This window comes from Sphaerochaeta sp. UBA5836, assembly GCF_002432845.1.
Taxonomy (GTDB): domain Bacteria; phylum Spirochaetota; class Spirochaetia; order Sphaerochaetales; family Sphaerochaetaceae; genus Sphaerochaeta.
Genome location: NZ_DJGW01000089.1, coordinates 25,349 through 52,224, shown reverse-complemented (window position 1 = coordinate 52,224; position 26,876 = coordinate 25,349). Strand labels below are relative to the sequence as shown.

At 53.4% G+C, this 26,876-nt stretch carries 29 protein-coding genes; 15 read left to right on the top strand and 14 right to left on the bottom strand.

The window, feature by feature from the left end; all coding sequences use genetic code 11:
- The 3 genes from B3F49_RS08295 to B3F49_RS08285 all read left to right on the top strand — a co-directional run.
- The coding region (locus tag B3F49_RS08295) for a hypothetical protein (protein ID WP_293910341.1) at window positions 1–195 on the top strand (195 nt) is incomplete at its 5' end.
- On the top strand, window positions 192–2,195 hold the full coding sequence (locus B3F49_RS08290) for an alpha-glucosidase (protein WP_293910339.1): 2,004 nt from the start codon (window positions 192–194) through the stop codon (window positions 2,193–2,195). The genes B3F49_RS08295 and B3F49_RS08290, both read left to right, overlap by 4 nt.
- Window positions 2,192–3,631: an MFS transporter gene (locus tag B3F49_RS08285; protein ID WP_293896261.1), complete on the top strand. Its 1,440-nt coding sequence runs from the start codon at window positions 2,192–2,194 to the stop codon at window positions 3,629–3,631. Before B3F49_RS08290 ends, B3F49_RS08285 begins: the two co-directional genes overlap by 4 nt.
- Before the next feature lie 88 nt (window positions 3,632–3,719).
- Here the strand turns inward: B3F49_RS08285 and B3F49_RS08280 are convergent, their stop codons facing one another.
- The 10 genes from B3F49_RS08280 to hisG form a co-directional block, all read right to left on the bottom strand.
- Complete coding sequence (locus tag B3F49_RS08280) at window positions 3,720–5,123, bottom strand: ATP-binding protein (protein WP_293910338.1); 1,404 nt, start codon at window positions 5,121–5,123, stop codon at window positions 3,720–3,722.
- 133 nt (window positions 5,124–5,256) lie between these two features.
- A complete protein-coding gene (locus B3F49_RS08275) occupies window positions 5,257–5,850 on the bottom strand; it encodes a histidine phosphatase family protein (protein WP_293896267.1) in 594 nt (197 codons plus the stop codon).
- 152 nt (window positions 5,851–6,002) lie between these two features.
- On the bottom strand, window positions 6,003–6,614 hold the full coding sequence (hisIE, locus tag B3F49_RS08270) for a bifunctional phosphoribosyl-AMP cyclohydrolase/phosphoribosyl-ATP diphosphatase HisIE (RefSeq protein WP_293910353.1): 612 nt from the start codon (window positions 6,612–6,614) through the stop codon (window positions 6,003–6,005).
- Window positions 6,615–6,624: 10 nt separating this feature from the next.
- Window positions 6,625–7,407 (bottom strand): imidazole glycerol phosphate synthase subunit HisF, encoded by a 783-nt coding sequence (gene hisF / locus B3F49_RS08265; RefSeq protein ID WP_293896270.1) that lies wholly within the window; start codon window positions 7,405–7,407, stop codon window positions 6,625–6,627.
- Complete coding sequence (gene hisA, locus B3F49_RS08260; RefSeq protein WP_293910336.1) at window positions 7,397–8,131, bottom strand: 1-(5-phosphoribosyl)-5-[(5-phosphoribosylamino)methylideneamino]imidazole-4-carboxamide isomerase; 735 nt, start codon at window positions 8,129–8,131, stop codon at window positions 7,397–7,399. Before hisA ends, hisF begins: the two co-directional genes overlap by 11 nt.
- Entirely contained in the window at window positions 8,131–8,724 is a 594-nt protein-coding gene (gene hisH / locus B3F49_RS08255) for an imidazole glycerol phosphate synthase subunit HisH (protein WP_293896276.1), read from the bottom strand. The genes hisA and hisH overlap by 1 nt, the downstream gene beginning before the upstream one ends.
- Window positions 8,721–9,848, bottom strand: a complete 1,128-nt coding sequence (hisB, locus tag B3F49_RS08250) for a bifunctional histidinol-phosphatase/imidazoleglycerol-phosphate dehydratase HisB (protein ID WP_293896279.1) — start codon at window positions 9,846–9,848, stop codon at window positions 8,721–8,723. The genes hisH and hisB overlap by 4 nt, the downstream gene beginning before the upstream one ends.
- The gene (gene hisC, locus B3F49_RS08245) at window positions 9,841–10,911 is read right to left on the bottom strand and encodes a histidinol-phosphate transaminase (protein WP_293896282.1); all 1,071 of its coding nucleotides are present in this window, start codon (window positions 10,909–10,911) and stop codon (window positions 9,841–9,843) included. The genes hisB and hisC overlap by 8 nt, the downstream gene beginning before the upstream one ends.
- Window positions 10,908–12,224 carry a histidinol dehydrogenase gene (gene hisD, locus B3F49_RS08240; RefSeq protein ID WP_293910334.1) on the bottom strand — a complete coding sequence of 439 codons (1,317 nt, stop codon included), beginning with the start codon at window positions 12,222–12,224 and terminating at the stop codon, window positions 10,908–10,910. Before hisD ends, hisC begins: the two co-directional genes overlap by 4 nt.
- Before the next feature lie 9 nt (window positions 12,225–12,233).
- Complete coding sequence (gene hisG / locus B3F49_RS08235) at window positions 12,234–13,097, bottom strand: ATP phosphoribosyltransferase (RefSeq protein WP_293910332.1); 864 nt, start codon at window positions 13,095–13,097, stop codon at window positions 12,234–12,236.
- Window positions 13,098–13,377: 280 nt separating this feature from the next.
- On the opposite strand from hisG, the gene B3F49_RS08230 reads away from it, so the two are divergent.
- From B3F49_RS08230 to B3F49_RS08190, 9 genes are read left to right on the top strand one after another with little or no spacing between them, the layout of a single operon-like run.
- Complete coding sequence (locus B3F49_RS08230; protein ID WP_293910330.1) at window positions 13,378–13,725, top strand: hypothetical protein; 348 nt, start codon at window positions 13,378–13,380, stop codon at window positions 13,723–13,725.
- Between the two features lie 2 nt (window positions 13,726–13,727).
- The gene (locus B3F49_RS08225; RefSeq protein WP_293896291.1) at window positions 13,728–14,180 is read left to right on the top strand and encodes a PTS sugar transporter subunit IIA; all 453 of its coding nucleotides are present in this window, start codon (window positions 13,728–13,730) and stop codon (window positions 14,178–14,180) included.
- A 2-nt stretch (window positions 14,181–14,182) separates the two neighbouring features.
- Entirely contained in the window at window positions 14,183–14,695 is a 513-nt protein-coding gene (locus tag B3F49_RS08220; RefSeq protein ID WP_293896293.1) for a Na+/H+ antiporter subunit E, read from the top strand.
- Window positions 14,692–14,961, top strand: a complete 270-nt coding sequence (locus B3F49_RS08215) for a monovalent cation/H+ antiporter complex subunit F (protein ID WP_293910328.1) — start codon at window positions 14,692–14,694, stop codon at window positions 14,959–14,961. The genes B3F49_RS08220 and B3F49_RS08215 overlap by 4 nt, the downstream gene beginning before the upstream one ends.
- Complete coding sequence (locus B3F49_RS08210; RefSeq protein ID WP_293896299.1) at window positions 14,958–15,287, top strand: cation:proton antiporter; 330 nt, start codon at window positions 14,958–14,960, stop codon at window positions 15,285–15,287. The genes B3F49_RS08215 and B3F49_RS08210 overlap by 4 nt, the downstream gene beginning before the upstream one ends.
- A gap of 2 nt (window positions 15,288–15,289) precedes the next feature.
- Window positions 15,290–15,529: a Na(+)/H(+) antiporter subunit B gene (locus B3F49_RS08205; protein WP_293896302.1), complete on the top strand. Its 240-nt coding sequence runs from the start codon at window positions 15,290–15,292 to the stop codon at window positions 15,527–15,529.
- On the top strand, window positions 15,526–16,257 hold the full coding sequence (locus B3F49_RS08200; protein ID WP_293896305.1) for an MnhB domain-containing protein: 732 nt from the start codon (window positions 15,526–15,528) through the stop codon (window positions 16,255–16,257). The genes B3F49_RS08205 and B3F49_RS08200 overlap by 4 nt, the downstream gene beginning before the upstream one ends.
- The gene (locus tag B3F49_RS08195; RefSeq protein ID WP_293910326.1) at window positions 16,247–16,591 is read left to right on the top strand and encodes a sodium:proton antiporter; all 345 of its coding nucleotides are present in this window, start codon (window positions 16,247–16,249) and stop codon (window positions 16,589–16,591) included. The genes B3F49_RS08200 and B3F49_RS08195 overlap by 11 nt, the downstream gene beginning before the upstream one ends.
- Window positions 16,581–18,305, top strand: a complete 1,725-nt coding sequence (locus tag B3F49_RS08190; RefSeq protein WP_293910324.1) for a complex I subunit 5 family protein — start codon at window positions 16,581–16,583, stop codon at window positions 18,303–18,305. The genes B3F49_RS08195 and B3F49_RS08190 overlap by 11 nt, the downstream gene beginning before the upstream one ends.
- A 49-nt stretch (window positions 18,306–18,354) precedes the next feature.
- Here B3F49_RS08190 and pheT read toward each other — a convergent pair whose 3' ends face one another.
- The 4 genes from pheT to B3F49_RS08170 form a co-directional block, all read right to left on the bottom strand.
- The gene (gene pheT, locus B3F49_RS08185; RefSeq protein WP_293910322.1) at window positions 18,355–20,052 is read right to left on the bottom strand and encodes a phenylalanine--tRNA ligase subunit beta; all 1,698 of its coding nucleotides are present in this window, start codon (window positions 20,050–20,052) and stop codon (window positions 18,355–18,357) included.
- Complete coding sequence (locus B3F49_RS08180) at window positions 20,052–21,590, bottom strand: phenylalanine--tRNA ligase subunit alpha (protein WP_293910320.1); 1,539 nt, start codon at window positions 21,588–21,590, stop codon at window positions 20,052–20,054. Before B3F49_RS08180 ends, pheT begins: the two co-directional genes overlap by 1 nt.
- 87 nt (window positions 21,591–21,677) lie before the next feature.
- Window positions 21,678–23,663, bottom strand: a complete 1,986-nt coding sequence (locus tag B3F49_RS08175) for an alpha-ketoacid dehydrogenase subunit alpha/beta (protein WP_293896320.1) — start codon at window positions 23,661–23,663, stop codon at window positions 21,678–21,680.
- An 80-nt stretch (window positions 23,664–23,743) separates the two neighbouring features.
- Window positions 23,744–24,259 carry a flavin reductase gene (locus tag B3F49_RS08170; protein ID WP_293896323.1) on the bottom strand — a complete coding sequence of 172 codons (516 nt, stop codon included), beginning with the start codon at window positions 24,257–24,259 and terminating at the stop codon, window positions 23,744–23,746.
- Window positions 24,260–24,444: 185 nt separating this feature from the next.
- Here B3F49_RS08170 and hpt point away from each other — a divergent pair, with 185 nt between their 5' ends.
- Genes hpt through B3F49_RS08155 form a run of 3 tightly spaced genes read left to right on the top strand, consistent with a single transcriptional unit; the run spans window position 24,445 to window position 26,841 of the window.
- Window positions 24,445–25,002 carry a hypoxanthine phosphoribosyltransferase gene (gene hpt / locus B3F49_RS08165; RefSeq protein ID WP_293896326.1) on the top strand — a complete coding sequence of 186 codons (558 nt, stop codon included), beginning with the start codon at window positions 24,445–24,447 and terminating at the stop codon, window positions 25,000–25,002.
- Window positions 25,003–25,012: 10 nt separating this feature from the next.
- The gene (locus B3F49_RS08160; protein ID WP_293896329.1) at window positions 25,013–25,570 is read left to right on the top strand and encodes a phosphoribosyltransferase; all 558 of its coding nucleotides are present in this window, start codon (window positions 25,013–25,015) and stop codon (window positions 25,568–25,570) included.
- Entirely contained in the window at window positions 25,570–26,841 is a 1,272-nt protein-coding gene (locus B3F49_RS08155) for an adenylosuccinate synthase (protein ID WP_293896332.1), read from the top strand. The genes B3F49_RS08160 and B3F49_RS08155 overlap by 1 nt, the downstream gene beginning before the upstream one ends.
- Window positions 26,842–26,876: the final 35 nt, after the last annotated feature.

Genomic DNA, 26,876 nt, shown 5'->3' with positions numbered 1-26,876 from the left:
TACCCTGCCGCCGTCACGGGCTGGGGACGAACAGCCGCCTTGCTGACCGCCGAGCACCTGCACTCCTCTGCACCCTCCTATGAAGGTACACAAGTACACTTCTCGCTTCTTGTGGCACTGTATCAGGGCGGCAGCCCTCCACCCAAGCTCATCTTGTTGGCCAGGAATTTCTCGGAAACAGGAGAATTCCCATGATCGATATCAGTAGCACAGCGGACAGCTTCACCCTCTCTTACAACAAAGTGCCGATCCTGCAGCATTCAATGCAAAGGCCGTGCATCGGTCTAGGCAAAGGCAGCTGCACCATCACCATGAGCCATGGGATGTACCGTATCAAGGAAGAAAGAAGTGCTTGGTGGAAAGATGCCTCCCTATTCGAAATCGATGCAAGCCTGAAAAAAGAAAGCATTATCAGCATTCACTTTGACAGTCTGGCTACCCTGGAAATCCATGAGGAGGCTTTCGGAATACGAATCATACCCATCCTGGATGCCGGGGAGGAGCCAAACCGGTTTCGCATTCGACTCCCCCTTCCCCCTGATGAACCCGTATTCGGCTGTGGGGAGCAGTTCTCCCATCTGGACCTACGAGGAAAAAGAATTCCGCTTTGGGTGTCTGAGCCGGGCATCGGAAGAGGACCCAATTATGTAAAGGTGCTTGCGAATCTTCATTCAGGACGTGGAGGGTCAGAGGAGCACACCTACTTCCCCCAGCCCAGCTTCGTCACTGCAACAGGCCGATGGGTCCTCCTGAATACCACGGCATTCTGTCGATTCGACTTTACCCCGAAAAACGGTTGCTCTCTTCTCTCCCATGCAATCCCTTCCTCCCTGCTTATCGGCCAGGCTTCCTCCCTTTCGACGGCTGCAGGAGCTCTCAGTGCAACGCTCGGCAGGCAAAAGTCCCTGCCCGATTGGGCCGTAAGCGGGATGATCCTCGGTTTGCAAGGCGGCCGCGCAGTCGTGGAGGAGAAGCTCAGGCACGCCCTCGATGCAGGCATTCCCGTCACAGCAATCTGGTGTCAGGATTGGCAGGGTATCCGCATAACCCCCTACGGCAAGCAGCTCTTCTGGAATTGGCAATACGACAAGCAGCTCTATCCGGACCTTCCCGGTTTCATCAAGGAGTTGCACCAGCGGGGAATCAAATTCCTTGGATACAACAATCCATTTCTCAGCACCGATGCACCCCTGTATGCAGAGGGGGAAAGAAAGGGCTACTTTATAAAGAATAGACAATCACTTACACCCTACATCACCAGTACCACAACCTTTCCCGTCGCCTTGGTGGATTTGTGCAATCCCCAGGCATGTTCGTGGTATAAGGGAATCATCAAGAATCATATGCTGGGTATCGGCATGGATGGCTGGATGGCCGATTTCGGGGAATACCTTCCGCCCGATGGAGAGCTTTTCGGGGGTCTGGATCCCTATCTGGAGCATAATAGATACCCCGTACGGTGGGCGCAACTCAACGCTCAGGCAGTAGAAGATGCAGGCAGAGGCAATGAAATCGTCTACTTCTGCCGGTCGGCTTTCACCGGCAGCAGCTCCTATGTTCCCTTGCTCTGGGCGGGGGATCAGATAGTAAACTTCCTCAAGGACAGTGGACTGCCTGCCGTAGTTCCTGCAGCTGTCTCTTCTGCACTGTCTGGTTTCGGCTACTGGCATTTCGATATCGGGGGTTTCTTCTCCTTTGCCTGGATCAAACGAAGCCGTAACCTGTTGATGCGCAGCTGTGAACTTGCTGCGTTCACGCCTGTCATGAGAAATCATGAAGGCATCAATCCAAGCGTTAATGCCCAGTTCGACAGCGACCGGGAAATGTTGGCGCACTTTGCCCGGATGACACGGATCCACCAAGGCCTGCTGCGCTACCATCAGCATGTCAGTGAGCAGTACCAACAAGCGGGAGCACCCCCGTTCAGGCCTGTCATCTACAAAGGCCGGGCGGCCGACGGCCAATACTTCTATGGTGAGGACCTCTTGATTGCTCCGATATTGCAAAAGCATGCAACAAAGAGAAATGTCAAGCTTCCAACAGGTACCTGGATTCATTTCTTCACCGGTAGGGAATACCGGGAAGGCCGGCACACGATCAAGGCGGAAATCGGTTGCATTCCCGTCTTCATACGTTCAACGAGTCCCTTCCTGACACTATGCAGGGAGATGGCAAAAAAGGAGAGCAAGGTATGAGCATCAAAGAACGGACGGTAACATGGAAAACCCTCATTTCCTATGGGTTGGGAGACATCTACGGCGGCGGAGCTTTCATGATTGTTGGCATGCTGTTCCTCTTCTACCTTACCGAGGTGGTGGGGCTTTCACCAGCTCTGGCCGGCTTGGTCTTTGGAATAGGAAAAGTGTGGGATGCCGTCTCCGATCCCCTTATGGGATACCTTTCCGATAGGACGAAGTCGCGGTTTGGAAGGCGGCGGGTATACTTTCTAGCCGGTATCGCTCCCATCACCCTCTCCTTCATCCTGCTCTGGCTGCCTATGGATTTCACATCCCAAGCTGCACTGTTTCTCTACTACAGCTTTGCATACATAGTCTTTGCCACCGTTTTCACCATGGTCATGATCCCCTACTCAGCACTCGCTGCAGAACTTTCAGGCGATTACAAGACCCGCAACAAGCTCTCCGGCTCCCGCCTGTTCTTCTCAGGCTTCTCCTCCCTGCTTGCAGCCACCATACCCAAGATCATCATCGATTCGTCAAAAGGCGCACCCTCCACCGGGTATGTGAACATGTCTGTGGCCTTCGGAATATTCTTCGCCCTCCCTTGGCTGATCACCTTTTTCGGTACCTGGGAGTCCCAACAGAATCAACAACAAAGCGTATCAAAGAATTTTCTCAAGGAGTTCTTCACCATCTTCCAAAACCGTTCCTTCCGCATCCATATTCTAATGTATGTGTTTGCTTATAGTGCAATGGACCTGCTCATGGCACTTTTCACCTACTATTTGACCTACTACCTCAGGCGCCCGACGCTCTACTCGATAGCCATGGGCACGCTCATGGTGGTGCAGTTGATGATGATCATGGTGTATGTGCGCATCGCCAACAGCAAGGGCAAGCGTTTTGCCTATCGTATGGGATTGCTCATCTGGCTGTCAGGAATGCTCGGCACGTTGGCCCTGTCACCAACCTCCCCGATCTGGGTGGTTGCCTTGGTGTGTGGTGTAATAGGATTGGGAACCTCTGCTGCTGTTTATATTCCCTACGCCATCCTGCCCAATGTCATCGATGTCGATGAGCTGATGACGGGAAGCCAACGCTCGGGTGTCTATTCGGGAGCGATGACACTCACCCGCAAGCTCGTCCAAGGTGCCTTGGTCATGCCCCTGATCGGCCTGTTCCTCCAGATGGTGGGCTTTGTGTCCAACGCCGAACAAACACCACAGGTGCTGTCGCGCTTTTTCGTTTTCTTCATCGGTGGTCCAGCCCTGTTGATTATTGCCGGCATCACAGCCGCCGCCTGGTTCGAGTTGAGCCCGAAAAACAGCGAGGTTGTTGCAGCGGAACTGGTCCGCTTGCGTTCAGGTGGACGTCTGGAGGATGCAACGGATGAAGTGAAGGCGATCTGCGAGAAAGTATCGGGTAGAAAACACGATTCATGTAATTGGTAGAAGTAGTATCATACCTGCCAATGAGGTACTCCTCCCGGATGTGCATAATGATCCGTTTATTCTTTCCTGTATCTTTGAAAACGGTAGTTCAAAAGGCAATGTACTTCTGGTTTCGGCTGTTTGGCTTATCAGGAATCGTCATCCTCAACCGCCCTGAATTCAGTAATGGCTTGAGGAACGCCGATCTAAAGTATTCACGATGGGTGATTCCGATAAACGCTTGCATTTCTTCTCTCGTCCTGGGAATCGTACAAAAAGCCAAGAGCAACGTGTGTCGAGGATCTTGCTCGGTCACTTGCTCGGTGACTTGCGCCTTTTCTTGCACATGCAAGGTTTCTGTGAAGTAATTGATATTTTTCAGGACTACTCGAAAGTCGGAAGAAGTTGAGAAGAACTCTGGTTTCATCCGTTGAGTATACCCTGGTAGTTTGGCTGTCTCACTGAGAATCTTGGGCAGCCCACTCCCTCTTCGCTCCATGAATTTCATTCGATGAAATAAATCCGCAAGGATTGGATTACGCCTGGCACTGCCGATCGAGTGAATGTCGCAATCTTGGATCTCCTTTCCATAGTACATACCACCCGGAGATTGTATTTCCAAACGATCATCATACACATCGATGTGTATTTCACTGCCAAGCATGATATAGTCACGGTGAATCAGAGCATTGACGAGTGCCTCAGTGACAGCCCTTTCCGCATAATCCGGTTTATCGATCCTATACTGCGCCTCCTTGACAAAACGAACCTTTGAGTTATTTCGTACAAAATCACTACTGTTGCGCAATAGGCTGAGAAGATTGCCCTCATACTCTTTGGCATCGAGGGCGTCATCAAAAATGGAGCCCTTGCCCAATCCATTCCAGCGCGTACAGAATACTCTTGAATTGAAAACAATGTATTGATCAGCCATAAGCTTGCCAGCATTCGTGAGGAAACCCTTCTTGTCGGCAAGCCCGAATGAGACGTAATCGGATGCGTCAAACCGGAGTCCGGTTTGTTCCAGGTATGTTGCTTCAAGCAGTGTAAAGCTATAGTCAGATTTCCTTGCATCAGTGATCATCGCATCAAATGACCGGTTGGTACCCTTCAAAATCAATTCATTGAGGATATAGTCCGGGGCAACTACACTCTCGTTTCCAATCCTGATATACGCTTCCATGATCCCATCCGCTTTATAGTAATATGGGGTTGACCTTCCTGCATGCACTTTCAGACAAAGGATATCCTTATCCCCATCTCTCGACGCGGATAGTTCAAACATGGGAATTGGCGTGATACGATCTTTAATCATCCTGCTAATGATTTCAGAATCACGCTTGATGTCATGCAAACCAACTACTCGCCTCTCATTGTCTACGCCGAAAAACAGCACGCCGCCAATAGAATTGGCGTATGCGCTTACACTTTTCAACCAACTTTTAGGTTTTCTGGTTTCAAGTGCAACTTTGAAATCATATTCAGTGCTCTCTGCAATCAACTCATCAATCATATTCAAGATTACCCTTACCAACTTTTTTGCATACTAACACACAATGCTTTTTGAGCAACATTGGTTTTCGGAACATGTGACTGCTCACCGATGCCGACCTACCAAGTACTGGTATAAAACATCCCTGATTGCTTCACACCACCATATTCACCTTGGGTATCGTCCAACACTGGAACTCAGGCCGGTATTCAAACACGGTGATCGATGCGTAATCGATGCTGAAGAGATGTCTTCGGTACGCAGGCAAGCCCAACACTGAGCAAAGAAGAATACGGGTCAAACCTTCGTGGGTGCAGATGATATGGTTCTTCGTCCTGTCCAGGGAGTCGAACAGGCTTCTGATTCGAGTCTCCGCTTCATATCCGGTTTCACCGCCGGGCATGCGAAACTCACGATTGCGCGTGTGATAGGCAGCCCAGAATTCAGGGTACTGCTCTTCAACCTCCCTATCGGTCATCTCTTCAATGACGCCGATATCGATCTCATTGATCCTGCGCTCAACAAGAGGCACCAACCCTTTCGCTTCTGCAACAAAGGCGATGGTTTGCCGGGTTCTCAGGTACTCACCGACGTGGATGGAGGCAATATCGATGCGGGAAAAGTAATCCACCAACCGACGGGCGCTCTCCATCCCTGCCTCGGTGATCGGCTGATCATTGAACTTGACACCTTGATGATGAAAATCACCGCTCTGCTTTTCGGCATGACGAACAACATAGATGCTCATGATCACCTCCCTCGACATACGAAGTGTAGAACCATTCCCTGATTCTGTATAGAAAAGAACCCCTCCGGGTTTCTTAGTACCTCGCATGGACAGCATCACCTGCCGTTTTCAGGCAGGTGATGGATTGCTTGCGGCAGAATCTGATCGATCGTTTAGCGACTGTGCCTTCCCTTCAGGACATCGATGACCTCGGAGAACTGTACATTCTTCTGGGTAAGGAGAACCAGGAAGTGGTACATCAGGTCTGCAGCCTCACCGAGGAACAGGTTTTTGTTGTCATCCTTGCTCTCGATGATCAACTCGACTGCTTCCTCGCCTACCTTTTGGGCAATCTTGTTCAACCCGCGACTGAACAGATGGTTGGTGTAGGAACCTTCCTGGGGAAAATCACGGCGGTCGTGGATGATCTCCTCGAGGTAGAAGAGGAACTCGGAGGAAGAGAGCTGCTCGGGATCATTGACCTCATCGAAGCAGGTATCGGCTCCTGTATGGCAGACAGGACCGGTGGGAATCGCCTTTATCAAAAGGGTATCGTGGTCGCAGTCTTCGAGAACCTCTCGGACCTGCAGGTAGTTGCCACTGGTCTCACCCTTGGTCCACAGCGCCTGACGGCTGCGTGAATAGAAGGTTACCAAGCCCTTGTCATGTGTAAGCTTGAGCGCCTCTTCATTCATATACCCAAGCATCAGGACCTTGCGTGTTACGGCATCCTGTACAATGGCGGGAATCAATCCTCCCTGTTTTTCAAAATCAAGTCCCATGATAGAAATCTCCTTACTGGCGGGTACGCATAGTTATACCACGTTGCCCAAGAAAAATCTTCAGTTGCGGGATATCTATTTCATGAAAATGAAAAATCGACGCCGCAAGCGCTGCATCAGCCTTCCCTTCCTTGAAAACCGCCTCAAAATGCTCCATGGCTCCCGCCCCTCCGCTGGCAATGACGGGAATACCCACAGCCTGGGCTACGCGGCGGGTCAAATCGATGGCAAATCCGCCCTTGGTCCCGTCATGGTCCATGCTGGTCAGCAGGATTTCTCCCGCCCCGCGGTTGTATGCTTCCTTGGCCCAGGTGACAACCTCGATGCCGGTAGGCTTTCGACCTCCGTGAACATAGACCTCCCAGCCCTCTGTGCCTGTAGTATCGAAGGCAGGATTGCGCCTGGCATCGATGGCGCATACCACACACTGAGAACCGAAGCGCAGGGCAAGCGAATCGATGACTGAAGGGTCGGCAATCGCCTGGCTGTTGATGGAAATCTTGTCCGCTCCGCTGTCCAAAAGAGCGGAGACATCATCAGAGGTACGGATCCCCCCGCCGACGGTGAAAGGGATGGCGATGTTTTGTGCAATACGTTCAACCAAGGCACGAAAGGTCGAACGATTTTCGACCGTGGCGGTGATATCCAGAAATGTCAGCTCATCAGCGCCGCACAGGCTGTAGGCCTTCGCAAGCTCCACTGCATCCCCCGCATCCCTGAGGTTTACAAAGTTCACCCCTTTGACCGTCCTCCCGTCCCGTACATCGAGACAGGGAATGATTCGCTTAGCCAGCATCCTGTTCCTCCCCGAACCGTTTCAATTCATCCAAGCTGATTCTTCCCTCATACAAGGCCTTTCCGATGATCGCCCCGTACAACCCTGCCTGCTTCAATTCCTTCAAATCCTGCAGCGAAGCAACACCACCCGATGCAATGAGCCTGAGTGTCGGACGGCTGTCGAGCAACCGCCTATACAGGTCCAAGGAAGGACCCTGAAGCATTCCATCCTTGCAGATATCGGTGCAGATTACCATATCCAGCCCATCGTTGCGGTATGAATCGATGAATGCACCAACCTCAAGGTTGCTCGATTCCAACCATCCGCTGCACTGAATCAAGCCATCGCGGGCATCAGCCCCGAGAATCAAACGATTGCTGCCGAAACGTTTTATCCAAGAATGCACAAGAGAAGGGTTCTTGACCGCAATCGAACCACAGGTCACCATGCTTGCCCCGGCGTCAAATGCCGCTTGCAAGTCCTCCGTCTTCTTAATCCCGCCGCCGAAATCAATGACCAACGAAGTATGGGAAGCAAGACGCTCCAGGATATGGAGATTTACAATACCCTTGCCTTTCGCCCCATCCAAGTCTACGAGGTGCAGACGCTTGATGCCGGCAGCCTCAAACTGCTTGGCAATTTCCAACGGGTCGGATGCATAGACCTTTTTGGAGTCATACAGGCCCTGGCTGAGACGAACCGCCGAACCATCCATGATGTCAATTGCAGGTATCAGCTGCATTACAGCACCTCCAAGAAGTTTTTCAGGATCAGCTCACCGCTTTCTGCACTCTTTTCCGGATGGAACTGACACCCATAGAAGTTGTCCTTGTGTAAAATCGCCGTAAAATCCTGCCCGCCATATTCGGTGGCGGCGATGGTGCAATCAGACAGCGGTACATAGTAACCATGCACAAAGTAACACCACTTCTTTTCGGGCAAACCAAGAAACAGGCTGTCGGTTTTACAGTCCAGTGTATTCCACCCCATATGCGGTACCTTGTACTCAGGCTCAAGACGGAATTTGAGTACGGGAACATCGAATATGCCCAAGGTTTTCGTATCATGCTCCTCACTTTGGCGGCACATCAGCTGCATACCCAGACAAATACCCAAAAAAGGCTGTTTGAGGTTGACCAATACCTGGTCCAGTCCCTTGTCCCTCAGGTAGGCCATGGCCGTCGATGCTTCACCCACCCCGGGGAAGATGACGCGGTCGGCCTGCTCCAACAGGGTTTGGTCATCGGTGACCACACCCTCGTACCCGAGCCTGTTGAGCGCACAAAGTACGGAGCGGGTGTTTCCTGCATTGTACTTGACGATGGCAATGTTCATAGCATCCCCTTGGTGGAAGGCAGCTCCATGGAGTATGGATTGCGATGTACCGCCTTCTTCAAAGCCCTCGCAAAAGCCTTGAACAGGGCCTCACACTGATGATGAGCATTCCCCTCACCCACGCTGAGGAAGAGGTTGCACCGGGCGCTGTCACTGAAAGACTTGAAGAAGTGCTCAACCATCTCAGTCGGAAACGTCCCGATGTACTCACGTTTGAAGTCGACCTTCCATTGCAGGTACGGCCTGCCTGAGAAGTCGATGGCAACCTGGGCAAGCACATCATCCATGGGAAGCAGTTCAAACCCATACCGGCTGATACCCCGCTTGTCTCCCAGAGCCTGACGGAAAGCCTGCCCCATCGCCAATCCTACATCCTCGACGGTGTGATGCTCGTCAACGATCAGGTCCCCATGGGCATGCACATGCATGTCACAGCCGCTGTGTCGCACCACCTGCTCGAGCATGTGGTCGAAGAACGGCAGGTGGGTATGGACACTCCCCAGACCACCGCCGTCGAGATTGAGCTCCAGGGTAATCTCGGTCTCCTTCGTCTTGCGCTCCAGACGGGTGAGCCGGGGAGCGAGGGTGCTGTCGTCGAGCAGGAATGAAGCGACATCCGCCCAGTTGTCACTGACGTGGATGCAGGTTTCTTTCAAATTCTCAGGCAACTCTGCAAAGCGGGAAGGGGGTGCAAACCAGATGGCTTTGCAGCCGAGGTTCTTTGCAAGCTGCACATCGGTCAGCCGGTCCCCGATCACCACCGAGTGCTCAAGGTCGTACTTCTCACCCTGATACTCCCCAAGCATCCCGATTCCTGGCTTCCTGCCCGGGCAGTTGTCCGAAGGCAGGGAAAAATCGATGTGCAGGGCATCAAAGGAGATTCCTTCTCCTGCCAAAGTCTCCAAGATTCTCTGCTGGGGAATGTCAAAGGCCTCCTGGGGGAAAGAAGGAGTACCCACGCCATCCTGATTGCTCACCATGGCAAAATACCACAGTCCGGATGCACGCAGCCTGGACAGGGCACAGAACACACCCGGGATATAGCGTATCTTTTCCAGACTGTCGACCTGGGTCTCCTCGACGATAATGCCGTCACGATCCAAAAACAACACCCGTTCATGCATGCTCATACTCCTTCAAGGCAGACAGAAGTACATCGTTCTCCTGCTTGCTGCCTATGGTGATCCTCAGACAATTCTCACAGTGCATCTCTTTGCTGCGGTTACGAACAATAATACCTTTGCCAAGCAGATAGTGGTAGATGGAAGGCGCGTCGGTCACGCGGACCAGAAAAAAGTTCGCGTCACTGTCGAACACCTGGACAACACAGTCCACCTGTGCAAGCTCGGTGCGCAGGCGCGCCCGCTCCTCCTTGATCAAGGCAAGGCCCTGCTTGACCCGCTGTGCCTGTTTGAGAGCCTTCAGTGCGATATCTTGTGAAGGACCTCCCACATTGTAGGGATATTTCATGCTTCGAAGAACAGCGATGATCTCTTTGCTGGCAATCGCCACTCCGACTCGGGCACTCGCCAGGGCCCAGCACTTGGAGAGTGTGCGCAGGACTACAAGGTTTTCGAACTCACCCAAAAGGCTCACCGCACTGGCTTGGCTGCTGAAATCAAAATATGCCTCATCAACAACCACGATTCCGTCGAACAGAGAGCAAATCGTACGCACCTCATCGAGGGGGAATGCATTGCCGCTGGGGTTGTTCGGACTGCAAATGAACAGCAATTTCAAGCGGGCTTCATTGGTTCTGCTTGCTTTCTCCTCAGCCAGGCATCTCTTCAAGGCAGGAAGGTCGAGCTGGAAATGGGGAGTGAGGGGGACCGTCTTTACAATGACATCGTTGATATCTGCAAAAACGCGGTAGGCACCGTAGGTGGGGGGCATGAGAAGGACGGAATCCTTGCCGGGCCGGCAGAAGCAGCGAAACAGGTTGTCGATCAACTCGTCACTGCCGTTCCCGATAATCGTCTGGTCGAACGGAAGACCCAGCACCTCCTCGAGGGCTTTGCGCACCATCGTGGCCAAGGGATCGGGATACCGGTTTACATCCTCCCTCCCCACAAATTCCTGCCAGTTTTCATTGGCGTCGAGGTACACTTCAGCCTCACCGGTGAAATCATTGCGGGCACAGCTGTAGGGCTTCAACGTGGCAATATTTTCTCTGAGCAACTCTCTCATCTTTCTCCTCCCAATCGAATCGCAACCGCATTGCGGTGCGCTGTCAGCTTCTCTTGCTGTGCCATTACCAGCAAGGTCGGCGCCAAGCCTTCCAACCCTTCCCTGCTCAACTTCTGCACCGTGATTTTCTTCAGAAAGGAATCGGTACTCACTCCGCTGTAGCTTCTTGCCCAACCGTTGGTGGGCAGGGTATGGTTGGTACCGCTGGCATAGTCACCTGCACTTTCACACGAGTAGGGACCAAGGAATATCGAACCTGCATTCACAATCCACTGCAGCACCCGGTTCTCGGTCTTTTCATCATTCATGTTGATGATCAGGTGCTCGGCGGCATAGGTATTGGCCAATGCTGCACATCGCTTCAAATCAGGATGCACGAATGCCCGGCTGCCAGCCAAGCTTGACAGAAGGTACTCCTGCCTTCCCAGCGTCGCCAACTGGTCCTCCATGGCCTGTTCAACCCTGTCCAAGAAAGCAAAACCTTGTGTTTGCTCCGCACAGACAACCAGCATGGCCTGGCTGTCCCGCCCATGCTCGGCTTGGCTGAGCAAATCGCTGGCAACATACGATGGGTTGGAAGCAGGAGAGGCAAGCACCATCACCTCACTCGGGCCGGCAGGCATGTCGATGGCGCAACAACTGCCGCTTACCTGGATTTTTGCCTCGGTGACATACTGGTTGCCCGGTCCAAAAATCTTATCCACCGCCTCGATGCTTTGTGTTCCATAGGCCATGGCCGCAATCGCCTGTGCACCGCCTATTTTGTATATCTCCTTCACACCACACATCGAAGCGGCATACAGAATGGCCGGATGGACGTTGCCATCCGAATCAGGAGGGGTGCAGAGCACCACCGATGGACAGAGTGCAACTTGGGCCGGTACAGCCAGCATCAACGTGGTGGAAAACAAGGGAGCCGTACCGCCTGGAATATAGAGGCCGACCCGTTGGATGGGAACGATCTTGCGCGAGAGCTCAACACCAGGGGCGACAACAAGCTGTTCACCGCCGGGACGCTGCCGGGCATGGAAGGCCTTGATGTTGTGGTAAGCCACCGCCAAGGCCTGTTTCAAGTCATCGGGTACCCTGCCCTCAGCGTCAAGGATTTCTTTTTCACTCACCCTCAGCTCGGAAAGAGAGGCTTTGTCAAACTGTTTGGCAAACCGAAACAAGGCCTCGTCACCTTCTTCTTGTACTGCTGCAAGAATGGAACGCACTTGCTCTGTCAAAGCTTCGGAGTCGGTCTTGTTACGGGCGAGCAAAGACGGCAGCTGCTCGTCTTGGGGATCATAGAATCGCGCAAGATAGGCCATACATCCCCCCTATTCGGTCATTTTCTCAATCGGAGTCACCAGGATTCCCTGGGCTCCGAGTGCCTTGAGTTGCTCGAATACATCCCAGAACGTATCCTCGGCAACAACAGTCTGGACCGAAACCCAACCGCTTTCCATCAGGCGGGTGACCGTAGGACTTTTCATGCCCCCGACGATGCGTGCCACTTGGTCCAGGTGCTCCTCGGGAAGGTTGAAGAGTACATACTTGTAGGATGCAGCCCGCATTACTGCATCGATGCGAAGCATCAGGCGCTTCAGAATAGCTTCCTTTTCGCTGCTGCCCATCTGTTTGCGCCCGATCATGACTGCGGTGGAGGTGTAGATGGCCTCAACTTCCTTCAATCCGTTCATGGCAAGGGTGGCGCCGGTGGACACCAAGTCGCAAATGGCATCGGCGATGCCGACAGCCGGTGTTACCTCGACCGATCCGGAGACGTGGACAAAACTGGCCTTCACTCCCCTCTCTTGCAGGATTCCCCCAAGGATGTTGGGATAGCTGGTGGCGATTCTCAGGCCTTCCAAGCTTGAAAGCCCAAAGTACTGCATGTCCTGGGGAACGGCGATGCTGAGACGACACTTGGCAAAGCCGAGGTCCCTGAGCACCTGCAAATCGATGGCCTGCTCATCGTACTCATTCCGCCCCACTATACCGATGTCGGAGACCCCGTCATGGATGTAGGCAGGAATATCGTCGTCGCGGACATACAGGAACTCCAGGGGAAAGTTGGATGCCTGCTCCTTCAGGACACGTTCGTCACTGCCGAACTTGATGCCGCACTTCTTGATGATTTCCAGCGATTTCTCACTCAATCTTCCACTCTTCTGGATTGCAATCCTCAGCACTTGGTCCATATCCTACTCCTATCAGGGTATAAAAAAACCCCCGCGACATGCGGAGGTCTGTATCTATAGGTCTCAGAGCCCACCTGTCTACGGTTGGTTACGGTAGTGATGATGGCTCTCGTGGCAAAAGGTTCTGTTCATGGCGAAACCTTACCGCTGTCACGCCGTTTCTGTCAATACCCCAGCAGGAAAACTGCATAGATATTCATATTTCATACAGAATAGATTTCGTTGACCTGCCTAAAAACTCTATGCTACCATCAAACACAATCCTTGCTTGGAGATACAGATGAAACTACTGGTATTCGTCCTGAACAACGAAGAACATCTGGAAGAAGTGCTTGAAGCCTATGTGGAAGCAGGCATCGCAGGATCCACCATCCTCGACAGCGAAGGAATGGGTCGCTTTTTGACCTATGAAGTACCCCTTTTTGCTGGATTCAAGGACTTCATGAAAGGCAACAGGCCCTACAATAAAACCATCCTGTCAGTCGTAAAGGATGAAGAGGTGGTGCTTAGGGCCAAGCAGCTCGTCGACGGGGTGGTTGGAGGGTTGGAGAATCCTGGAACCGGCATCATGTTCACCCTGCCTGTTGATTGGGCTGCTGGGTTGGTACAAGAAGAGGAAGAGGTATAGGCATGGCGGAAATCAGAGAGTTGCTCGATCAGCGCTGCATTCTGCTCGATCGAAGCGAGAAGACCTTGGATGGAGTCATCAGGACCCTCACCGACCAACTCCATGCGGTGCACCCTGACCAAACTCCGCAAAACTTGATGGAGCGTGTCACCGATGGGCTCTTTCATACCACCTGCATGGGAGAAGGCTGCGCCATCACCCATGCCCGCTGTCCTTCCATGCAAAAGACACTGCTTGCAGTCATGCGTCTCTCCCCTCCCTTGGATCTCAACGCTCTCGACGACAAGCCTGTAGTCTTGGTTTTCCTGTTGGTCGGGCCCCAAAGCAGCTCCAGCTTTCATTTGAGGATCCTGAGCAAACTGGCACGTTTGCTCCATCAACCGGACCTCCGTGAAGCGCTGATAGCCAGCAGGAGCAGCGAAGTTTTCCATACACTCATTGCCGATAAGGAGTAACGATGAATAGCAGAAGAATCTGGGCCTTCATACGTTTCGTACTGACCTCCCTCTTTCTTTTCCTCGTCTGGTTTCTTTTTTCCACAGACACAGAACTGTTTTCGGTGCTCTTCGGCCTCGGAGCCTCCATTCTGACGGCAAGTCTCACCTATCACATTTTCCTTCCTGAACATGAGGCAGGCCTCCTCTTCTTCATACCCAGGCCTCTTTCTCTTATCAGGTTTCTCGTCCTCATGGTCATATCCCTCTATGCCAGCAGCTTCTCGGTAGTGAAAGCTGTAATCAGCGGGAACACAAATCCACGAATCGTCCACTTTCGCACCCGGCTGCGTTCTGACCTTGCACGAACCGTCCTTGCCAATGCCATCACCTTCACTCCGGGCACCATAACGCTGGACCTCAATGACGACCACCTGACTGTACATTGGCTGCTCTGCTCGACCATCCATGCCAAGGCGGCGGGTGAGGCGATCAAAACGAAGATTGAGCATGCTTTGGGGAGGACATGGATATGAGTGCATTCATCCTCAAAGGGATGCAAACAGCCTTGGTCATATTCGTCTGCATCACCCTGATCCGCCTCATGCTCGGCCCCACCTCAAGTGACCGCCTCGTTGCGCTGAATGTGCTCTCTGCTGTTTCCCTGGCCTTCTTGATCCTTTGGGGTATTCAAACCGGAAGGACACTGTACCTCGATGTAGCCTTGGTCTACGATATTTTCGGTTTTCTGGGCTTTTTGGCCATTACGCGGTTTCTCAAGAACCGCAAGGAGGGGCGATGATCATCCGAGAAATCCTTGCCCTCATTGCTTTTGTAATCGGAACCGCATTCGGCATCGCGGGCATGGTCGGGCTCTTCCGGTTCAAAGATCCCTACAGCCGCCTCCATGCAGGCTCGCTGTGCGGAACGACGGCAGTCTTCTCCTACCTGCTCGCCTTGCTGATGCTCTCGCCTTCGCTGGCCAGTACCGCGCGCCTGGTCATCCTCATTGTATTCTTTCTTATATCGGCTCCCACCGGAAGTTCCATTGTTGCAAGATTCATCTGGGAAAGCGGGGATGCTGAACAACATCGATCCTCCATGGCAAAGAAGGACAAGAGCCTATGATCATGCACATCCTCATACTCGGCCTCATTCTAGCATTGGGTGTATTTACCTTGGCAAGCAGGGACCTGTTGCACTCTGTCATTGCGCTCTCCGCCATCAGCATGCTCAGCGCCCTGCTCTTTACCATACTCCGGGCCCCTGATGTAGCAATTACCGAGGCTGCAGTCGGCGCTGGAGTTTCCACTGTCATTTTTGTGTGGGCCATCCGTCACACCCAAAGGCGTGACGAGGAGGAGTCATGAAAGCACTGACACGCATGAAAATTATGCTGACCATCCTCATCCTTGGCCTTGCCGTCCTGCCTGTACTACTCAGTGACACTCCCTGGCCGGTTCAAGCACGCGATTATTTATTCGAGACTGCAAAATCCGATACCGGAGCCGACAATACCGTCAGTGCAATCTATCTCGGATACCGCGCTATGGACACACTCGGGGAGACGCTGGTACTGCTAGTTTCCATCACCGGCACCATGTCCATTCTCATCAATCTAGGCCGCAACAAGGTGGACGAAGAGTCTATCGGGTTCTCACTTGAGCCGGAAAAGCTTCCCAGGCATTCGCTTCGGACAAACCTCATTGAGGTGGTGGCTTCCAAGCTGGGTCCCATCGTTCTTCTCTTCGGCTTGTATGTGATGCTGTATGGACATATCTCCCCAGGCGGGGGCTTTCAGGGAGGCGTAATCGTTGCTTCGGGTATTGTCTTTTTGGCACTGGGAACCGAATTGAAAACAAAGCTGACCAATACCATCGTCCTCTCCCGCATCGAGTCCCTGTCGTTCCTCTTTTTAGTGCTTGCATCAATCAGCGGAGTATTTTTTGAGAGCGGCTTCTTCGGCAATCCAGTCAAGTCACTGCAAAACATCTCTCCAAACTTCATCATCCTGCTCAACATCATCATCGGAATGAAAGTGGGAACGAGCATAGCCGTGATGTGCATCGCAATGATGGGAGGAAGCCATGATCATTGAACGCATCCTCATCTTTCTGCTCTTCATTATCGGCTTTGCAGCCATTGTAGCCATGCCCAACATCATCAAGAAAATTTTTGGGTTGAACCTCATGAATGCAGCAGTCGTGCTGCTCTTCATCCTGGAGGGGAGCAGGATTGGAGACCAAGCACCCATTCTCGGTGACGGGGTGAAGCACATTGTCGACCCGATACCCCAAGCCCTGATGCTGACGGCCATCGTCATCGGCGTCTGTGTATCGGCACTCGCGCTCGCCTTGGCAGTACGCCTGTACAAGGCAACCGGGTCGCTTGACATCAATGTCATTACCAAGAGGCTGGAAAGTGAGCATTGAAACACTGTCTCTCGCACCCATCTATTTGCCGTTGCTCGGAGCTGCTCTGATTTTGGTCTGCAAGAGCTTCTTTCCCACGAAAATTCGCAGGCTTGCCGAGTACATGGGAACCATTCTCGGCTTGGGGCTTCCCCCCGTCATTGTCCTTTTTCTCTATCCGACGCTGCAACAACAGGGAAGCATCGATCTTGTTATCGGATCCTATGCCCCTTCAATCGGCATCAACTTCAGCTTCGACGGCTTATCGATCCTCATGATCCTGCTTGCCGCCTGCGTCACCATACCGACCTGGATCTATTCACGGAAAGTCGGACCGGCCCACTCAAACTTTACCGCCCTGGTTCTGATTCAAAATGCTGCAATCAGTGCCATCAGCATGACAAGCGACTTGTTCAACCTGTTTGTATGCCTGGAGGTGATGGGAGTGGTCGCTTATGTCCTGATAGCCAGCAGCCAGAAGGGCAACGCTGTCCATGCTTCCTTCTCCTACCTGATGTTTTCCTCTTCGGCGATGGTTTTCTTCCTGCTGGGTGTCTTCGGTTTGTATCGTCTCACCGGCTCGCTCAGCTATGACGGAATAACCCAAGGCCTTGCAGGGCTTGGCCCAAGCGAGCAAAAAACCGCACTCTTCAGCCTGGTCCTGCTGGTCGTTCCCATACTCTTGCGGGTTGCAGTGATGCCGCTCTCCCTGTGGCTCATCGATGCACACTCCAAGGCTCCTCATGCAGTATCAGCACTGTTGTCCGGAGTTCTGCTCAAGATTCCTCTCTTTGCCTTGATCAGGGTGCTTCATCTCACGCCTCTTGCATCGGGCATGGGCCTTCCCATCAGCTGGGCGGGAACCATCACCGCCCTGCTGGCGGTACTATCCGCCCTTGCCCAGTCCGATGCAAAGAAGCTCTTGGCCTATCATTCGATCAGTCAGATCGGCTATGTGGTCAGCGCCTGGGGCTTGGCACTCCATACTGGGCTGGAGACACAAGCAGGAGCATTGTTGCTTGCCGCCTCCCTCTTTCATGCTTTCAGCCACGCACTTTTCAAGGCTCTGTTGTTCCTCTCCATCGGAACGACAACCGACTGCAGCGGCAACCGTGATGTCTATACGCTCAGGGGGGCAAACCATCGGCTGAGGCAGGAAGGAGAGGTGCTGCCGCTGACCATGCTCTGTTACTTCATAGCAGCCCTCAGCATCACCGCACTCCCTCCTTTCAATGGATTCTTCAGCAAGACACTGCTCACCTACTCTCTCAAGGGCGGGTGGCAATATGCCATCCTCAGCATTGCAGGAGCGGGTACGGTTGCCTCGTTCATGAAGCTTTCGCGTATCTTTCTGCCTTCCAAGCAACCACTTGAGCCGATTGTGAAAGAAAGCCTTCCCCGTTTCCCCTTCACCTTGCACCTCGGCCTGTCCATCCTGGCCGCCTTATGTGTTCTCACCGGCATTTTTGCTCCCAACCTGATTTTTTTCATCGGCACGCTACTTGGCGGGGCTTATGCCTTGGATTATGGAAACCAGTTCTTTTTCAGTGCATCAAACCTGCTTAAAACCTTGTATACGCTCTTTGGAGGAATTGCATTGTTTGCCTTGGCTGTCAGCAAGCCTGGATCGAAGGTGCTGTACCGCCTCAAGGCCATGAAAACTTCTTTCTCCGATCTCTTCCTTGGTTTTGCCGCTGCCATTGCCGCCTTGCTTCTCATGCTGCTGCAGCATTGAAAAAGGCTGCAGGAAATCCCGCAGCCCAAAGCATGAACATGCTGTGTACTTAGTCGGCCATCACCAGATCAAGATCGATCTCGCAAGCGATGGTGGGCATGATGCTGCCCCAGTTTTCAAGAACCTGCGGATGAATCTCGCCGAACACCCCGACCTCGGTCTGTCCGATCATAATGCGTGCACAGCGGCCCTCGATGAATCGGGCATCCCCCTCGAGGGTTGCGAGAGAGAACTCCTTGCCCAAAAAGTAGAGAAGCGTATTGACCAACGAAGAGACATCGTTGTAGCCCATCACGCTGTCGCTGGCCAAAAAGCCGAGGGTGTTGCGGGTGGTCGTTCCACTGTTGTCGCGCTCATCGCGGAAGGCAACCTTGCCCACCTCGAAAATCTTGTGCGGGAACGGTGCGTGGGCGCTGACACTCTCGCTCTCCAACAACGAGGGAATGATCGAGGGGCGGACCACCTCATAATTCTCACTCATCGGATTGGAAATGAAAATGCACTTCTCCTGCGGAAAATTCATGTTGTCCACATACTCACGCTTGGACCCAAGGTAGTTGTACATCATCTCCTGGAACCCAAGGCCGACCATCAAATCCTTCACCTTGCGGCCCATCTCCTCGGCAGGGCTGAGGCGGCCGACCGTGAAATCCTGAGGCATCTCAGGCTCAAACTTGTTCAGACCGTGTCCGATCATCACATCCTCAATCAAATCAACGGGATGCAAAAAATCGTTTCGGTACTCGGCAACGGTTGCATAGACTACATCGTTGTCGCAAATTGCATGCATGCCCATGCGCTTCAATGCCTTGACGACTTCAGTCGAGCTCAACTTCATACCCAGCGTCTTGTGAATCTGGGCCATTGAACAAGAGACGGGCTCCTGGAAGTAATAGGGAACCGTAATCTCGCTGCCGAACTCGGTCTCCTCACCGAGGATGACTTTGACGGGAAGAATTTCAAAACCCATGTCACTCATGTCGCAGGCCATGATGGAGGCTGCAAGCAGCAGGTCCTTCAAATCCATGCCCGAAAGCTCGAGAAAGAGGTTCTCATCCCCTACTTCCACCGCCCCGATGCGGTCGCTGTTGATGACAGGGGGGAAGGAGAGCACGTCGTTGTTGTCGTCGTGCAGGAAGGGGAAGAGTTTGTGGCCGCTGACAATGGGACCGTACTCCTTTCCCTTGGGATGTTCGGTGCAGATTTGGCGGAGAGTCAACTCCTGCTCCATCCCAAGCGGTACAAAGGAGGTGGTATCGGGATCGGCCCCACGGTAGTGCACCGGGTACTTGATCAGGTCGGAACGGTAGATTCCCATGGCTATGGTCTTGCGCTTGCGCCCGAAGTTCGAGCACAGCTTCTCCTGGCTCTGAATCAGAGCCTCAAGATCGTCCTCGCTCACCTTATGGCCGCGGGCGGCAAAGCCGATGGAGAACGGACGGACTTCCTTTACCGATGCGTCGATGATCAGTGAACGGCCTTCACTGTCGAAGGTCTCATCCGCTGTTGAGAAGAAGTCGTAGAGCACGACCTCTTCTTTTTCGTAGGACTTGAGCAGGCGGACGATGCCGGCAGCAGACCAGAGGTCGGGCCGGTTGGTGTCATTCAGCTCGATCTTAAGCACATCCCCCTCATAGCCGTCCAATTCTGCCTTTGCGACCGGCAAGAGCGCCTCCAATTCACTATCACGAAGGGTTTTTCCCAACAAGCTGAAGAACAGCCTGCCGGTGGTTTCAATCTTTGGCATTAGTTTCCTCTCCTCATGCGGACCGACTCGATGTTCGGGGTAAAGAGTTCGCGCAGGTCATTCAAACCGAGGTGCATCAGCGCCATGCGGTCGATTCCCAATCCCCAGGCAAGCACCGGCACGTCGATTCCCAGCGCCTTGGTAACTTCGGGGCGGAAAATTCCGCTTCCCCCGAGTTCAAACCATCCAAGCACCGGATGCTTGATGTGCACTTCGATCGAGGGTTCGGTGAAGGGGAAATAGCCGGGGACGTACTTCACTTCCTCAGCTCCCGCAATCTCCTCGGCGAACATTTTCAGCAATCCGAGCAGGGTCTTCAGATTCACATCCTCTCCCAGGACAATACCTTCGGTCTGATAGAAGTCGGCCCCGTGGGTGGCGTCGACCTGATCGTAGCGGAAGCAGCGGACAACCCCGAAGTACTTGCCGGGAACCTTGGCCTTGGGAAGCTGATGGGCGGACAGGACGGTGCCCTGGCTGCGCAGGACCTGACGGCGGGTAAATTCATGGTCGAAGCTGTACCTCCAACCCCGGCTGCCGGTGGTCCACCCATCCTCATGGGTTTTCGCCACCTGACTGAGCCACGGCTCTTCAATTTCCTTGCAATGCACCGGGTCCTTGACGTAGTAGACATCGTGGATGTCACGGGCGCTGTGGAACTGAGGCATGAACAGGGCATCGCCGTTCCAGAACTCGTTCTCCACCAAAGGTCCATCAAACTCCTCGAATCCGAGACTGCACAGCTTGTCCTTCACCCATTGCAAGTAATTGCCATAGGGGTTGTGACGGCCGGGTATCAGTCGGCTTGTGGGGGCGTTCAGGCCGTAGGGGCGGAAGGAAGCCTGCTTCCAGCTGCCGGTGGAGAGGATTTCGCTGGTAACCAATCCCAGCTCCTCACCGGTGATATGAGCCCTCAGGATGGCCTCTTTTGCCCTATTTCCCTCATCTGTCAATGCATAGGTGATGAATTCCCGCTCGATGACCTTGAATGGAGAGTTGGCAGCCCCCCGCTTCTTGGCGATCTTGGCCATGGCGGCTTTCTGTGCCTCACTCATTTGTGATTCTACAAGCTCACCGGCAAGGCCGCGGTCCAGCAGCTCGCTGATAAGTACAAACTCACCGCCAAGCTCATCTGCGGTGGCCTGTGCCTTGTTATCGGCATTCATTTTTGCATAACCGGCCTTGGAAAGCTGGCCGAAGGCTGAACCAATCTCACTCTTTTCCAGCTGTAGGGCCGAGGCAAGATCAGGCAGTGCCTGAGGTCCCTCAGCCTTGATAAAGGTAAAGATGCGCTGGGCGGGAGTACCCTTTTGCTGCTGTTCTCGTCCGAACTCAGTCAGTTCATACATGACGCGTGTTTCACGGCTCGTTTCGACCAGGTAGCCCTTTGCGCTCAACCAGCTGAAAGCCTGGTTGCACTGCCCCACATTGTATCCAAGTTCGCCGATGATGCGCTCTGCAGTAATCTGCTGTGCCGGATCGACATGCCTGAGCAGGCGGACTTCCAGTGGATGCAGGTTCTTTACATCGATATCCATGCTGTTCTTACTCCTGTAGATGCACGCCACGCCCATGCGTGGCGCAAGTGCCCTGTATTCTAGCGTCTACAGAAAAAAAAGGAAAGGCTATACAACCTCGAAAAGAGAACGAACCGCCTGCATGACCGCTTCAGTGGAAGGAATTACCTCACGTTCCAACTCCGGTGCAAACGGAATGGGACTCTCCTTGCCGCACAGCCGCTTCGGCGTCGCATGCAAACCGGAGAGGGCTTCGCTGTCACCGGCTACGCAGGCGATGACCTCTGCACCATACCCGCCATATTCGGGACTGTCATGAACCACCAAGAGCCGGCCGGTCTTTTTTACCGAACGAAGAATCGTTTGGGTGTCCATCGGCTTTAGCGTGGCCAAGTCGATGACTTCCACATCGATCTCATCCTGCAGACTCAGTCGGGCTGCAGCATCCAGGCAGGTGGTGACTGCATGACTGTAGGAGACAATGGTGACATCCTTGCCGCGCTTCTTGATGATGGCTTTGCCGATGGGAAGCAGATACTGCTCATCCCCTACCGGACCCAGGTTGTTGTAGAGGTGCTTATGCTCAAAATACAGCACCGGATTGTTGCTTCTTATTGCACTCTTGAGCAGGGCTTTTGCATCTCCGGGACAGGAAGGTGCGACAATGATCAAGCCGGGGATGTTGGCGAACATCGCCTCCAGGCACTGGGTATGCTGCGCCCCGTGTCCGGTGCCGCTGCCGATCGGCGCACGAAGCACCATCGGAGCCGATAACTGGCCTGCGCTCATGAACCGGATTTTGGCAGCATGATTGATGATCGGATCGCTTGCAAGGGTGGAAAAATCCCCATACATGATCTCCACAACCGGTCTGAGCCCAAGCAGGGAGGCTCCGACGGCAAGGCCGGTGAATCCTTCCTCGCTGACCGGGGTTTCGTGTATCTGCTGTGCATGCTTTGCATACAGGTCTCCGGTCACCTTGAAACAGCCGCCGTACAAGGCGATGTCCTCCCCGATGAGGTGCACCGCTTTGTCCCGGCTCATCTCCTCGTCCAGTGCTTGACGTATAGCCTCGCGGTAGCTCATCCTCGTTGTTGTTTGGCAGACCCTGTAGACTTCTTCCTCCTCCGGGGCGAAGATGTATTCCATTGCCTGGTCGAGGCTGATGCGTTGTTCCCGGATTGCAGTTGCATCCAAGGCGGCCTCATCGATATGCTTGCGCGCCTCCAGAATGAGGCGGGAGACATCCTCCTCGGTAAAGAGACCGCTGTCGACCATCCTGCGGGAGAAAAGAAAGATGGGATCGCGTTCACTCCAGGCAGCCTCTTCCTCCCGGCTGCGGTAGATGCAGGGATCGCTCTTTGAGTGTCCGCAACACCGATAGGTCTTCACTTCCAAAAAAAAGGGTTTGCCGGTAGTACGGATGTAGTTCACAGCCTTGGCGGCTGCCGCATACACAGCCTCGACATCATTGCCGTCCACTGTCTCATGCTTGATGGAGTACGAGTCGGCGCGGCTTGCGATGGAAGAGGTGGAAATCATGCGGCTGGCTGCGGCGCTCATGCCGTACTCATTGTTTTCACAGTAGAACAGGACAGGAAGCGACCACACCGAAGCTAGGTTCATGCTCTCGTGCAACGAGCCCCGGCTTGTAGCACCGTCTCCAAATATTGCTACACTGATCGCCCTGCTTTTCTGCATTTTCAAGGCGAATGCAAGCCCGGTTGCCAGGTTCACCCCGCTGCCCACTACTGCTGAAGAACCTGCGTTCCAAGTCTGCACATCGGTCATGTGCATCGAGCCGCCAAGCCCTTTGCAGACACCGTCGGCCGAGCCGAACATCTCGCTGAACAACTTCCGCTCGTTGGTTCCCCGGGCAATGGTGTGGCCGTGGCATCGATGGGTCGGAACTATCCAATCACCCTGGTCGAGGGCCAAGGAGAGGCCGGCTTGGCACGCCTCCTGTCCGATGGACAGATGAGTCGTCCCGTGCATCTCCTTGCGCTTGAAGAATTCATCGATACACTCCTCGAAACGGCGTGAACGCACCATCATCGAGAGCGCAGACTGCGCCTGTTCTTTTGAAAAATCCATGCATGCTCCCCGGCAGGATATGCAGTCCTGCCTTTCCAAGCCATCTCAGGTGTTTGGCCTTCTATGATTGTCTTTCCATCCTATTGGTTGGAAAGAATACTGTCAATAAAACCGATATATATCGTATGGAAGTCACCGTCCTGATAGAACGATTCAATTTCCGGAAGCAGAAACGACTCTTTGACAAGAGGCAATACAGCAGCTTTCGTACAAGAGAAAACCAACGAAGCCTGTTTGAAGGTTACACGTTCATCACCATTCGGCCCTCTCAAACAGCTGATTTTCAGGCCGGTTTCAGCAATCTTGTCGTAGTCACGACCACTGTGCCGACCGCACCAGAGCAACCGTTCCTTCATCTCCGGGGGAAAGAATGAGACCGTGAACCCTTCGTTCTGCTCAAGGAATTGATGGGTGTACCTGCTCTGTCTTACATACAAGGTAAGGATGTTTCTTCCCCACAGGACTCCCATCGACCCCCAGGAGGCAACCATGGTGTTGTACTTTTCGGAAGTACCTGCAGTGATAAGAAACCCGTCGGTCCCGATCGCAGTAAAGGGATTCATTTGCAGAAGTTCAATGGGAACGTCAACATACATGATGGGCCTCCTTTTCACTACTTTCAGTGTAGTATTGCACCAAGAGTGTGGTCAAGTAGCAAAAATTCTTCAATTGAAGGAGCTTGATGCCGACCTGCCCAACATTGACACTGCCCTATTTTTCGTATATTCCTACAGCATACAGAACATGTTCCAACAGAAATCTGTTGCGTTGAGGAGGCCCCATGAAAGATTCTCTCGCGATCCCTGCTTTGACAGAGGATCTCGCCCGTGTTCTCATTGATGCAGACACGATCAACCGCAGGGTTGATGAGCTTGCCCGGCAAATCAGTGCCGATTACAAAGGCAGCGAAGGCACGTTGATCCTCGTGGGAGTACTCAAGGGCTCCTTCATTTTCATCGCCGACCTCGCCCGAAAACTGAATGTCGACCATGTCGTCGACTTCATCGCACTTTCTTCCTATCAGGGAGACCACAGCGGCAACGTCAGGCTGTTGATGGATACCCGGGAGAACATGGAAGACAAGCATGTCTTGATCATCGAGGACATCCTGGACAGCGGCAACACCCTCGACTACCTGATCCGAAGCTTCAAGACCCGCAATCCAAAGTCGGTGCGCACCGCAGTCCTTTTGGACAAGCCCGACCGTCACGTGGTTCCGGTGGACATCGATTACATCGGATTCACCATCCCAGATGTCTGGGTCGTCGGCTACGGCCTGGATTACAATGAAAAGCATAGAACCCTTCCCTACATCGCCGAGATGTATCCACAAGCCTGAGGAGCAAGAGATGGACGATGAAAAATTCTACGTCAGTTACAATTCGGTACACAAGCTGGTCAAGAAGCTCTCATTCGAGTTGATGGAATCCGGCTACGATCCCGATGTAATCGTTGCAATCGGAAGCGGCGGCTTCATCCCCGCAAGGATTATGAAAACCTTCATCAACCGCCCGATTTACGCTGTAGGAATCTCCTACTATGGCATTGACAAGAAGCACAAGGACCACCCGACCAAAATCCAGTGGATCGACGAGGTGCAGACGCAGTTGGTGGGCAAGAAAGTCCTCTTGATTGATGAGGTCGACGACACCCGAGCCACTTTGGCCTACTGCGTCGGAGAACTGTTGAAGTTCAAACCGGAAGAAATCGCTGTTTTGGTCCTGCACAACAAGCTTAAGACCAAGGATGTGGAATTTCCGTCAGAAATAAAGAGGTATTTTGCAGGTATGGAGCTTGCAGATTTGTGGATCAAGTATCCTTGGGATGCCGAGGATATTGAGGACCATACCCAAAAAGAGGTTCAGATGCTGCAGGATCTGGCCAAAGACGGCAAGGAGTTGTATTGATGAGCAACGTTACTTCGATTGTGGGAGCACAGTGGGGCGATGAGGGCAAAGGACGAATTGTCGACTACCTTGCGGTACACTCCGACTTGGTGATCCGCTACCAGGGAGGCGACAATGCCGGGCATACCGTCATCAACAAGATGGGCAAGTTCGCCCTCCATATCATTCCCTCCGGTATTTTCAATCCCGAGACCATGAACATCATCGGTGCCGGTACCGTGGTGAACTTTGAGACCATGGCTGAGGAGCTGGACAGCATTGCACAAAAGGGTTTGGAGGTGAACAACCTCTTCATCGATGTGCGGGCCCACCTGATCATGCCTTATCATCGCGCCCTTGATGGAGCCCAGGAGGGTTCGAAGAGCGAAAAGATGCAAATAGGCACCACCAAGCGGGGCATCGGTCCGTGCTACAGCGACAAGGCATCCCGTTCGGGTATCCGCGCCGCCGACCTGCTGGATTTCGACCGCCTGAGAAACCGCATTGAGATGGCCTTGCCTCAAAAGAATCGGGAACTGGCTTATTTCGGGCTTCCTGAATACACCGTCGACGAGTTGATGGCCCTCTGCGCCAAGTGGAAGGACCGCTTTGGTCATATGATCATCGACAGCCTGAGGGTTGTCCGCCAAGCCTATGAGGAAAACAAAAGCATCCTCTTGGAAGGCCAGCTGGGTGTCATGCGCGATCTGGACTGGGGCATCTACCCCTACACCACCAGCAGCAGCCCCACCAGCGGAGGAGCAGCAGTGGGAAGCGGGTTGGGCCCACGGCGTATCGACCAGGTCATCGGCGTAACGAAAGTCTACTCCACCAGTGTCGGAGGCGGACCTTTCATGACCGAACTGAACGACGAGACTGCCGAGAAACTGAGGGCCATCGGGGGTGAGTATGGAGCGACCACCGGCAGACCCCGCCGCTGCGGCTGGTTCGATGCAGTGGCTGTAGATTACTCGTGCTGGATCAACGGCTTCACCTCCCTCGCCCTTACCAAGCTCGATGTGCTCGATACGTTTGAGAAGATCAAGGTATGCACCGCCTACCGGGTCAACGGAGAGGTCATCACCCATCTGCCGGAAACCGCCCTTCAGGAAATCGCCCAGCCGATTTACGAGGAGTTTGACGGCTGGATGACGCCCACCACCGAAGCAAGAAAGTGGGAAGACCTGCCCGAGAAAGCCCAAGCTTACTGCAAGCGCCTGGGTGAGTTGGTTGGATGCCCGATCAAGTACATCTCCGTCGGTCCCGAGCGAGACCAGATAATCATTCTCTAAAAAACAAGCGAGGCCTGCCGGATACGGTGGGCCTC

Bases quoted from the DNA above. Each gene is read 5' to 3' on its own strand.
- hisD (WP_293910334.1), bottom strand. From the start codon at position 12,224: ATGGCCTATCTTGCGCGATTCTATGATCCCCAAGACGAGCAGCTGCCG.
- hisB (WP_293896279.1), bottom strand. From the start codon at position 9,848: ATGCATGAACGGGTGTTGTTTTTGGATCGTGACGGCATTATCGTCGAG.
- B3F49_RS08180 (WP_293910320.1), bottom strand. From the start codon at position 21,590: ATGGATATCGATGTAAAGAACCTGCATCCACTGGAAGTCCGCCTGCTC.
- hisH (WP_293896276.1), bottom strand. From the start codon at position 8,724: ATGAACATTGCCATCGTCAAGTACAATGCAGGAAACACCCGCTCCGTA.
- hisF (WP_293896270.1), bottom strand. From the start codon at position 7,407: ATGCTGGCTAAGCGAATCATTCCCTGTCTCGATGTACGGGACGGGAGG.
- hisG (WP_293910332.1), bottom strand. From the start codon at position 13,097: ATGGACCAAGTGCTGAGGATTGCAATCCAGAAGAGTGGAAGATTGAGT.
- B3F49_RS08230 (WP_293910330.1), top strand. From the start codon at position 13,378: ATGAAACTACTGGTATTCGTCCTGAACAACGAAGAACATCTGGAAGAA.
- B3F49_RS08205 (WP_293896302.1), top strand. From the start codon at position 15,290: ATGCACATCCTCATACTCGGCCTCATTCTAGCATTGGGTGTATTTACC.
- B3F49_RS08170 (WP_293896323.1), bottom strand. From the start codon at position 24,259: ATGTATGTTGACGTTCCCATTGAACTTCTGCAAATGAATCCCTTTACT.
- B3F49_RS08175 (WP_293896320.1), bottom strand. From the start codon at position 23,663: ATGGATTTTTCAAAAGAACAGGCGCAGTCTGCGCTCTCGATGATGGTG.
- B3F49_RS08285 (WP_293896261.1), top strand. From the start codon at position 2,192: ATGAGCATCAAAGAACGGACGGTAACATGGAAAACCCTCATTTCCTAT.
- B3F49_RS08290 (WP_293910339.1), top strand. From the start codon at position 192: ATGATCGATATCAGTAGCACAGCGGACAGCTTCACCCTCTCTTACAAC.
- B3F49_RS08155 (WP_293896332.1), top strand. From the start codon at position 25,570: ATGAGCAACGTTACTTCGATTGTGGGAGCACAGTGGGGCGATGAGGGC.
- hisA (WP_293910336.1), bottom strand. From the start codon at position 8,131: ATGCAGCTGATACCTGCAATTGACATCATGGATGGTTCGGCGGTTCGT.
- pheT (WP_293910322.1), bottom strand. From the start codon at position 20,052: ATGCCAAAGATTGAAACCACCGGCAGGCTGTTCTTCAGCTTGTTGGGA.
- B3F49_RS08210 (WP_293896299.1), top strand. From the start codon at position 14,958: ATGATCATCCGAGAAATCCTTGCCCTCATTGCTTTTGTAATCGGAACC.
- B3F49_RS08215 (WP_293910328.1), top strand. From the start codon at position 14,692: ATGAGTGCATTCATCCTCAAAGGGATGCAAACAGCCTTGGTCATATTC.
- hpt (WP_293896326.1), top strand. From the start codon at position 24,445: ATGAAAGATTCTCTCGCGATCCCTGCTTTGACAGAGGATCTCGCCCGT.
- B3F49_RS08225 (WP_293896291.1), top strand. From the start codon at position 13,728: ATGGCGGAAATCAGAGAGTTGCTCGATCAGCGCTGCATTCTGCTCGAT.
- B3F49_RS08195 (WP_293910326.1), top strand. From the start codon at position 16,247: ATGATCATTGAACGCATCCTCATCTTTCTGCTCTTCATTATCGGCTTT.
- B3F49_RS08220 (WP_293896293.1), top strand. From the start codon at position 14,183: ATGAATAGCAGAAGAATCTGGGCCTTCATACGTTTCGTACTGACCTCC.
- B3F49_RS08200 (WP_293896305.1), top strand. From the start codon at position 15,526: ATGAAAGCACTGACACGCATGAAAATTATGCTGACCATCCTCATCCTT.
- B3F49_RS08160 (WP_293896329.1), top strand. From the start codon at position 25,013: ATGGACGATGAAAAATTCTACGTCAGTTACAATTCGGTACACAAGCTG.
- B3F49_RS08280 (WP_293910338.1), bottom strand. From the start codon at position 5,123: ATGATTGATGAGTTGATTGCAGAGAGCACTGAATATGATTTCAAAGTT.
- B3F49_RS08275 (WP_293896267.1), bottom strand. From the start codon at position 5,850: ATGAGCATCTATGTTGTTCGTCATGCCGAAAAGCAGAGCGGTGATTTT.
- hisC (WP_293896282.1), bottom strand. From the start codon at position 10,911: ATGAGAGAGTTGCTCAGAGAAAATATTGCCACGTTGAAGCCCTACAGC.